This is a genomic window from Floccifex sp., assembly GCF_051873555.1.
Classification (GTDB): Bacteria; Bacillota_I; Bacilli_A; order Erysipelotrichales; family Erysipelotrichaceae; genus Floccifex.
Window position 1 is genome coordinate 22,567 of the sequence record NZ_JBJEEY010000140.1, and the last position, 8,947, is coordinate 31,513.

The window sequence follows — 8,947 nt, forward strand, 5'->3', positions numbered from 1 at the left end:
TATTATATCAAAAATTTAAAAGGAGTAAAAAATATGATTGAACAAATCCATGAAATCCCAATCACAAAGGAAAGCTATCCTTTTTCAAGTGCTTACAAATACTGTGATTTTAAACACAAACAATATATTGAAAAAGAATATTTTATGGATGGAACTTCTAATGTATATCAAAGTATTGGAAATACAGGAGAAGTTAAAATCAAATATAGAGATGTTTCCTATCGAAATCGAATGATTGTTCGTATGCCACAAGACATAAAAAAAGCCAGTGGAAATGTAGTGGTTGAAATTATCAATCCTACTTCGTTTATGGAAATCGAAAGAATGTGGATATTGGCCTATGAAAAATTTATGCGTGACGGAGATATTTATGTAGGCATTACAAGTAAGCCCAACACTATTGGTAAGCTAATGGAATTCGATGAAAATCGGTATGCATCTTTATCTTGGCCCAATCCAAATAAAGAACCATTTGAATTTGATTTAGAAGATATGACAAAAAAACACTTGATTCCGGATTTAGATATTCATTATGAAACTGGATTATTCTGGGATATGTTAACAGATTTGAATAAGCTTTTAAGAAAAAATGAAGACATCAATCCTATTCATGCATATCCTCATTCTTATATTTATTTAACAGGATGGTCACAATCCGCTTGTTACTTATTCCGTTATTTAAATAGTTTTCGAAAAGAAAAAACATTTGATGGATATTTAGCAGGAGGAGGCATAAGAAATTTAATTGTTCCTGTTAATCAATATGAATCTTGTATGGACTATGATTTTCGTTTAAGAAGAGTGGAATATTGTCCGGAACCATTGATTTCTATGCAAACTGAAAGTGAAAACGGACAATTTGATGCGTTTCGTACCAAACGAAACGACAGTGATAACCCGGATTTTTTATATCGTGAATACGAAGTAACGGGGAGTTCACACGATACAATGTATAGTTATGTAAATTATTATCAAAATGATGAAGATTTAAAACGTATTCATATGCTTCCTTCTTATATTGGAAAACATAAAGAAGGAAATGATTATCCATCACAAATTCTATTTGCCGCTGCTTTTCGTAATTTATTTAACTGGGTACGAAATGGAGTTGGACCACAATCTTGTCCAAGAATTCAAATGGAATTTGATGGAAGCAATGCAAAAGATGCCTTTGGCAATACGATTGGTGGTTTAAGAACTTGTTTATTAAACTATCCAACCACAAGATATTGCGCCACAAGCCAAGTTGAAATTGGACAAAGCTTTGTGGATCCCACTTCGGATCAAGACCCATTATTTGGTTACCAGAAAGCATTTTCCCCTACTCTGTTACAAGAACTATATGGGTCTTTATCCAATTATGAAAAATTATGTAGAAAAGATACAAAGAAACAAGTATCAAAAGGATTTGTTTGTCGGGAAGATGCGGAAAAACTAGTTCAATATGCTTTGAATGTAGCTAAGAAAAGAGGACTGAAATGAAAATAGAGCGATATAAAACCATTCGATTGTCTTTTACCACGCAAATAGAAGATCCTTATTTTCAATGTCAATTAAAAGCTATTTTCACCAATGGAAAAACATCCATTATTCGTCAAGCATATTGGGATGGAAATCAAACCATGAAAATTGCTTTTGCACCAATAGAATCAGGAACCTGGCATTATGTATTAGAAAGCAATGATTCCTCATTAAATGGAATAACTGGACAAATTGAATGCATTCCATATACAGGAAATTTAGATATTTATAAACACGGTTTTATTCAAGTGAGTGAAGATAAGCGATATTTTACATATGCAGATGGAACATCATTTTTCTGGTTAGGCGATACCCATTGGGAATTTGCGTATAAAGAAAAATGGGATGCATCCAATCATCCAGATATGGACAGCATGTTTAAGGGCATGGTTGATAAAAGAGCGAAACAACAATATACAATTTATCAAACCAATTTAAGAAGTGATGAAATCATGGGTGGAGACAAGTATTACTGGAAAGATGGACGTCCTAATATTTCTTTTTATCAAAATGAACTTGATAAAAGAATGGAATACATTGCCAATGCAGGCTTAGTCAATGCTCTGGGATTGGCTTGGTTTATGTCCATTGAAAATCAAGTTGAAAAATATAAAGAACTGGCTTGTTATATCTTGGCACGCTATGGAAGCTATCCAATGGTTTATACCTTGGCTGGAGAAGTAGCTGGATATGATGCACGTAAACGGGATTTATATATCCAGGAATGGGAAAAAGTAGCTCTTTTCATTCATGAAAATGATAGCTATCATCATCCATTAACGGCACATTATACCAATGAAAGACCATTTGCTTGTTATTATCAAGACAAAGAATGGATGGACTTTACTTTAAATCAGGCTGGTCATGGAGATTATGTCATACAAGCCATGGATTACTTGAATTATTTAAAAGATAAACCATTTGTGGAAGGAGAAGCCTTCTATGAATTTTGTTCTACACTCGAAGAAAATGGAACACGTTTATGTGATGAAGACATGGTACGAAGAGTGGCTTACTTGACTATTCAATCTGGTGGATGTGGATATACATATGGAGCTCAGGGAATCTGGGATTGTGTATGGGAAAAAGGACAAGACAATGCAATGGAAGTATTCAATCAATTTGATATTCCATGGTATATAGCCATTGATGGACAAGCAGGAAAACAAATGACGTTTTTTAAACAATTTTATTTGGATCAGCACTTTGAATCTTTGTATCCCTATCAAACAAATAGTGATCCATTGAATAATCCATTTGGGAAAAAGATGCCATTGATTACAGTATCAAAAGATTATTCTCACTGGGTATTGTATTATCCGGCATCGAGTAGAAAAAGTGGAGAAATAAAAGATATGGTTCCTGGTTTGTATCATATGCAATGGTTTAATCCAAGGACAGGTCAATATGAATCATCATTTGAAGTAGAAATTCAAAACACATGGAAAATTATTTCAAAACCAGATCGAAAAGACTGGTGTTTAGTTATAAAAGGAGAAAAATATGGTAAAGATTAAAATCGGATTTGCACCAACTCGAAGAAGCATCTTCTCGGCACCGGCTGCGGAAGAATATGCAAATTTAACACGTCAAAAATTAAGAGAAATGAATGTTGATTTTGTTGACATTGATGACATTGCCAGTGATGGTTTATTGCATGATGATCAAGATCGTTTATTAATTCAGGAAAAATTCAAGGCCGAAAAAATTGATGGATTATTTTTTCCACATGGAAACTTTGGAACAGAATATGAAGTAGCTCGTTTAGCCAAAGAATTAAATGTTCCTGTATTGTTGTGGGGACCAAGAGATGAAAGACCCGATGAAAATGGAATTCGTTTACGAGATTCACAATGTGGATTGTTCGCAACAGGAAAAGTTTTAAGACGTTTTCAAGTGCCTTTTACATATTTATGCAACTGCAATTTAGAAGACGAAGAATTTGAAAGAGGCATTAAAAACTTTTTAGCTGTTTGTAACGTTGTGAAAACATTTAAACATACTCGTATTCTTCAAATTGGGCCTCGTCCATTTGATTTCTGGTCAACGATGTGTAATGAAGGTGAATTATTGGAAAAATTTAATATTCAACTTTCTCCTATTCCTATGCCAGAATTAACCGCAAAAATGAAAGAAGTCAAAGACAGTCAGGAAGTTAAAGAGACGATTGCATATTGTAAAGAGCATTTCTGCATTTGTATAAAAGACAATCAGTTGGAAAATGTAGCTGCCTTAAAAGTGGCAATGAAACAATTGGCAACGCAATATGGATGTAACGCCATTGCGATTCAATGCTGGAACGCCTTACAAAGTGAAATTGGAATTATGCCATGTGCAGCCAATAGCTTGTTAAATGAAGAAGGCATTCCAGTGGTTTGTGAAACCGATATTCATGGAGCCATTACAGCTGTAATGGTAGAAGCAGCAGGAATGGATCAAAATCGTTCTTTCTTTGCGGATTGGACAGTACGACATCCAGATAATGACAATGCCGAATTGTTACAGCACTGTGGTCCATGGCCAATTTCATGTGCTTCTTGTAAACCAACTATTGGATATCCATTGGCTTTTGATTATCCAGGTGCCGTAGAAGCCCAGGCAAAATTAGGTGATATGACATTGTGTCGTTTTGATGGAGACAATGGAGAGTATTCGTTGTTGTTAGGAAATGCAAAAGGGGTAGAAGGACCTTACACAAAGGGAACCTATGTATGGGTAGAAGTGAAAAACTGGAAACGTCTGGAAGCTAAAATTGTAGAAGGGCCTTATATTCATCATTGCGTGGGAATTCATCAAGATGTGGTTCCAATTTTGTATGAGGCTTGTAAATATATCGGAGTAAAACCAGATTTATATGATGATAATGAAGAAGAAGTGAAAGCATATATTCGAGGTGAGTAAAATGGATGCACTAACACGTAAAAGTTATGAACTACGAAAAGATATTATTGAAATGATGCATAAATCAAAGGCAGGCCATGTTGGTGGAGATTTAAGTGTCATTGATATTTTAAATGTACTCTACAATGAAATAATGAATGTATCGCCAGAAAATTTTAAAGACGATAATCGAGATCGTTTCTTATTGAGTAAAGGACACTGTGCCGATGCGTTATTTGTGGTACTCGGAGATAAAGGATTCTTTGATAAACAAGAAGCCATTGATACATTCTCACAATACAATTCAAAATTTATTGGACATCCGAATACAGATGTCAATGGAATTGAAATTAATTCAGGGTCATTGGGTCATGGATTAGCCATTGGCGTAGGAATGGCTATTGCTGGAAAGATGGATTCAAAAAGCTATCGTACATATGTTGTTTTAGGTGATGGAGAAATGGCGGAAGGATCGAATTACGAAGCCATGATGGCCGCAAGTCAATATAAATTAGATAATTTATGTGCCACTGTGGATTTAAATCATCTACAAATTTCAGGAACAACGGATGAAGTGATGTCGACTTCTTCTTTATCCGATAAATTCTTATCTTTTGGATGGAATGTGATTGAAGTGGAAGATGGAAATGATTGTGCACAATTAGTAGATGCTTATCATAAAGCAGAACAATGCAAAGGAAGACCAAGTGTTGTGATGGCACATACAGTAAAAGGAAAAGGTGTTTCTTATATGGAAAATGAAAAAGCATGGCATCATGGAGTGATGAGCGATGCACAGTATCAACAAGCAATTAAAGAATTAAAGGAGGCACTTGCATGAATAAAATTACCAATCGACAAGCAATCTGTGATGTCTTGTTAGAAAAAGCCAAACAAGACAAAGATATTGTTGTGGTTTGTTCCGATTCAAGAGGATCGGCGTCTTTAACACCATTTGCTAATGCATTTCCAGAACAATTTGTAGAAGTAGGAATTGCAGAACAAGATTTAGTTGGAATTTCAGCTGGATTGGCTTCTTGTCATAAAAAAGTATTTGCGGCAAGTCCTGCTTCCTTTTTGACAACACGCAGCTATGAACAAGCAAAAGTCGATGTAGCCTATTCTAATACCAATGTCACTTTAATTGGAATCAGTGGAGGTGTCAGTTATGGAGCATTGGGAATGACACATCATTCTTGTCAAGATTTTGCGGCTATGTCGGCTTTAACAGGCATGCGTGTATACAATCCAAGTGATCGTTTTCAGACAGCTAAATTAGTAGAGGCTCTATTATTAGATGAGGATCCAGCTTATATTCGTGTTTCACGCAGTGCAACAGAAGATGTATACAATGAAAATATGGATTTTGAATTGAATAAAGCCAATGTGATTGCCAGTGGAAATAATGTTGTTTTAGTGGCTTGTGGGGAAATGGTTCCATATGCCAAAGAAGCCATGCATCAATTAAATGAAAAAGGCATTTCCACGGGTTTAATAGATATGTATTGTATTAAACCTTATGATAAAGATACATTATTAGAACAAGTAAAAAATGCTTCTTTAGTGGTCACAATTGAGGAACACGCTCCACAAGGTGGATTAGGTGCATCTACTGCACAAGTTTTATCTACATATTGTCCAAAACGTTTAGTTGAAATCAATTTACCAGATGAACACTTGATTTCTGGAACCAATAAAGAAATGTTTGCGTATTATGGATTGGATACAAAAGGCATTGTGAAAACTGTGGAAGAAAATTTATGAGTTATATTTTAGGAATTGATCAAAGTACACAAAGCACAAAGGCTTTGTTGTTCGATGAACGAGGAAATATTGTTTCAAGAAAAGATAAAAATCATAGACAATTGATTAATGAACAAGGATATGTATCGCATGATCCAATGGAAATTTATCAAAATACTATAGATGTTGTAAAACAGCTTGTAGATGAATTTCATTTGTGTGCAAAAGACATAAAAGGTGTCGGTATTTCCAATCAAAGAGAGACAACCATTGTTTTTGATTCAAAAGGAGTGCCGTATTGTAATGCCATTGTATGGCAATGTGCCAGGGCCAGTGAAATTGTCAAGCGCTTTGTGAATCATAAAGAAGAAATCTATGATATAACGGGATTGGTATTGTCGCCTTATTTTCCGGCAGCTAAAATGGTTTGGCTCAAAGAAAATATAAATTTAGATCATGAATATTATTTTGGTACCATTGATACATGGCTAATCTATAAATTAACGAATCATACTTCTTTTAAAACCGATGCCTCCAATGCTTCTCGTACACAATTGTTTGATATTCATATCGGAAACTGGTCACCTGTTTTATGTGATTTATTTGGCATTGATCTTCAATGTTTACCCGAAGTCTGCAATAGCAATGATTGTTTTGGATATACGGATTTTGAAGGTGTATTGGATTATAAAATTCCCATTGTTGCTGTGATGGGAGATTCGCATGCGGCTTTATTTGGTCAGGGATGCCACGAAAAAGGACAAGTGAAAGTGACTTTGGGAACGGGTTCTTCCATTATGATGAATATTGGAAAAGACTATGTAAAAAGTAGAAATGGTTTGACAACGTCTTTGGCATGGAAAATGAATGATATAGCAGAATATGTATTTGAAGGAAATATCAATTATGCTGGAGCCATCATCAGCTGGCTGCAAAATGATTTGGAATGGATTCAAAGTCCAAATGATACGATACAAGCCATTGAAAAAGCCAATCCCGACGATGAAACGGTATTGGTTCCTGCTTTTTCTGGTTTATCAGCTCCACATTGGAATGATAAAGTACGTGCTATGTTTTATAATATGTCTAGAACAACAACAAAAAATGAAATGATCAAGGCTTCTGTAGAAAGCATTGCGTATCAAATTACGGATATATTAAATGCGATGGCCAGTGATTCTGGTCTGGCTTTGTCACAAGTCAAAGCCGATGGAGGACCAAGTAAAAATATATATTTGATGCAGTTTTTAAGTGACATGGCTCGCTGCGATGTTTTGGTTTCTAAACAAGAAGAATTATCGGCTATTGGTGTAGCTTATATGGCAGGTTTAAAAGCTGGATTGTATCAAAAAGAGGATTTATTTGCACACAGAGAATATCAGTCGTATTCTCGTAAATTAGAAATAAAACGATGGAAAGAGTTGATGGATCGCTGGTATGATGCATTGGCTGTATTATTAAAATAGGAGGAACATATGCTAAGTGTTTCAAAAGAGAAAAAAATCATTTTAAAAAATGGAGAGCCGTTCTTTTATTTAGCAGATACTTGCTGGTCGGCTTTTACCAATATTACCAAAGAAGAATGGGCTTATTATTTGTATAAACGAAAATCACAAGGTTTTAACACGATTCAAATTAATATTTTGCCACAATGGGATGCATCGGATACAGATCTTTGTTTCAAACCATTTGAGAATGAAAATCCATATAAATTAAATGAAGAATATTTTGAACATGCCTATCAAATGTGTGTACAAGCAAAAAAAGAAGGATTTGAATTGGCTTTGGTTGTTTTGTGGTGTAACTATGTTCCTGGAACATGGGCCAGTCAAATGTTTTCACAAGGGATTCTTCCGTTTGATTGTTTAGAAAATTATGTAAATAAAGTACATGAGACATTCACAAAATTGAATCCAATTTATATTATTAGTGGAGATACAGATTTTCCTGAAAAAGAAACAGAAAAATATTATATTTCTGTCGCAAAACAACTAAGAGCTTTGGCACCAGATTGTTTATTCACAACACATATTAAAGGTCGTTACTCCTATATTCCAGAAGAATTACTCGAATGTCTGGATCTTTGTTTCTATCAAAGTGGACACAATGCCAAAGATTTATCGATGCCATATTCATTAAGTGAAGAAATGCAAAGAAAATATCCGGATAAGCCATTGATTAATTCGGAACCTTGTTACGAACAAATGGGCTATTCTGGAAAAATGTATGGACGATGGACAAGGGAAGATGTAAGAAGAGCAGCTTATGTCAGTGTTTTATCCGGTGCTTGTGCAGGTATTACATATGGAGCTGCTGGAATTTATAGCTGGCATAAAGCCGATAAAGGTTTTATGACAAAACTTGGAGAAGGATTTGATACACCAAAATCGTATCAGGAAGCCATGAATTTTCCGGGTGCCTGGGATTATGGATTCTTAAAAGAATGTTTGAATCATTTTCATGTAGAAGGCTTGATTCCTTGTCAGAATTTATTAGTCAATCCGACAAATGAAATTCGTGTTGCTCAGGCTTTTGAGGATTTATTGTTTGTTTATATTCCACATAACACAAAAGTAAAATTGTGTTTAAAAGATGAGTGGAAAGTAACGGCTATTGATTTATCCAATCGATTTGTTTCGCATTTGAATGTAGAACAAAAAGAAGATTTTATCCAGATTGAGATGCATCCATTTGATCTTGATGCGTTTTATATAATAAAGAAAGGAGCATAAAATGAGTTTTCCAGAAAACTTTTTATGGGGAGGCGCTACGGCTGCCAATCAATGTGAAGGAGGATATGATC

8 protein-coding genes are annotated in these 8,947 nt (G+C 34.8%); all 8 read left to right on the forward strand.

The features are described 5' to 3' along the window. Positions 1 to 33 precede the first annotated feature (33 nt). On the forward strand, positions 34 to 1,482 hold the full coding sequence (locus ACI32A_RS08165) for an alpha/beta hydrolase domain-containing protein (protein ID WP_439754555.1): 1,449 nt from the start codon (positions 34 to 36) through the stop codon (positions 1,480 to 1,482). Then, complete coding sequence (locus tag ACI32A_RS08170) at positions 1,479 to 3,038, forward strand: apiosidase-like domain-containing protein (protein WP_439754556.1); 1,560 nt, start codon at positions 1,479 to 1,481, stop codon at positions 3,036 to 3,038. The genes ACI32A_RS08165 and ACI32A_RS08170 overlap by 4 nt, the downstream gene beginning before the upstream one ends. After that, positions 3,025 to 4,422, forward strand: coding sequence for an L-fucose/L-arabinose isomerase family protein (locus ACI32A_RS08175; RefSeq protein WP_439754557.1), 1,398 nt, complete (start codon positions 3,025 to 3,027; stop codon positions 4,420 to 4,422). Before ACI32A_RS08170 ends, ACI32A_RS08175 begins: the two co-directional genes overlap by 14 nt. A gap of 1 nt (position 4,423) precedes the next feature. After that, a complete protein-coding gene (locus ACI32A_RS08180) occupies positions 4,424 to 5,242 on the forward strand; it encodes a transketolase (protein WP_439754558.1) in 819 nt (272 codons plus the stop codon). Next, a complete protein-coding gene (locus ACI32A_RS08185; protein WP_439754559.1) occupies positions 5,239 to 6,165 on the forward strand; it encodes a transketolase family protein in 927 nt (308 codons plus the stop codon). The genes ACI32A_RS08180 and ACI32A_RS08185 overlap by 4 nt, the downstream gene beginning before the upstream one ends. Continuing rightward, positions 6,162 to 7,610 (forward strand): FGGY-family carbohydrate kinase, encoded by a 1,449-nt coding sequence (locus ACI32A_RS08190; RefSeq protein ID WP_439754560.1) that lies wholly within the window; start codon positions 6,162 to 6,164, stop codon positions 7,608 to 7,610. The genes ACI32A_RS08185 and ACI32A_RS08190 overlap by 4 nt, the downstream gene beginning before the upstream one ends. 9 nt (positions 7,611 to 7,619) lie before the next feature. Further along, the gene (locus ACI32A_RS08195; RefSeq protein WP_439754561.1) at positions 7,620 to 8,876 is read left to right on the forward strand and encodes an apiosidase-like domain-containing protein; all 1,257 of its coding nucleotides are present in this window, start codon (positions 7,620 to 7,622) and stop codon (positions 8,874 to 8,876) included. A 1-nt stretch (position 8,877) separates the two neighbouring features. After that, the coding region (locus ACI32A_RS08200; RefSeq protein WP_439754563.1) for a family 1 glycosylhydrolase at positions 8,878 to 8,947 on the forward strand (70 nt) is incomplete at its 3' end.

Excerpts from the sequence above, each read along its gene's own strand:
- ACI32A_RS08185 (WP_439754559.1), top strand. The coding sequence starts at position 5,239 with ATGAATAAAATTACCAATCGACAAGCAATCTGTGATGTCTTGTTAGAA.
- ACI32A_RS08175 (WP_439754557.1), top strand. The coding sequence starts at position 3,025 with ATGGTAAAGATTAAAATCGGATTTGCACCAACTCGAAGAAGCATCTTC.
- ACI32A_RS08180 (WP_439754558.1), top strand. The coding sequence starts at position 4,424 with ATGGATGCACTAACACGTAAAAGTTATGAACTACGAAAAGATATTATT.
- ACI32A_RS08190 (WP_439754560.1), top strand. The coding sequence starts at position 6,162 with ATGAGTTATATTTTAGGAATTGATCAAAGTACACAAAGCACAAAGGCT.
- ACI32A_RS08165 (WP_439754555.1), top strand. The coding sequence starts at position 34 with ATGATTGAACAAATCCATGAAATCCCAATCACAAAGGAAAGCTATCCT.
- ACI32A_RS08170 (WP_439754556.1), top strand. The coding sequence starts at position 1,479 with ATGAAAATAGAGCGATATAAAACCATTCGATTGTCTTTTACCACGCAA.
- ACI32A_RS08195 (WP_439754561.1), top strand. The coding sequence starts at position 7,620 with ATGCTAAGTGTTTCAAAAGAGAAAAAAATCATTTTAAAAAATGGAGAG.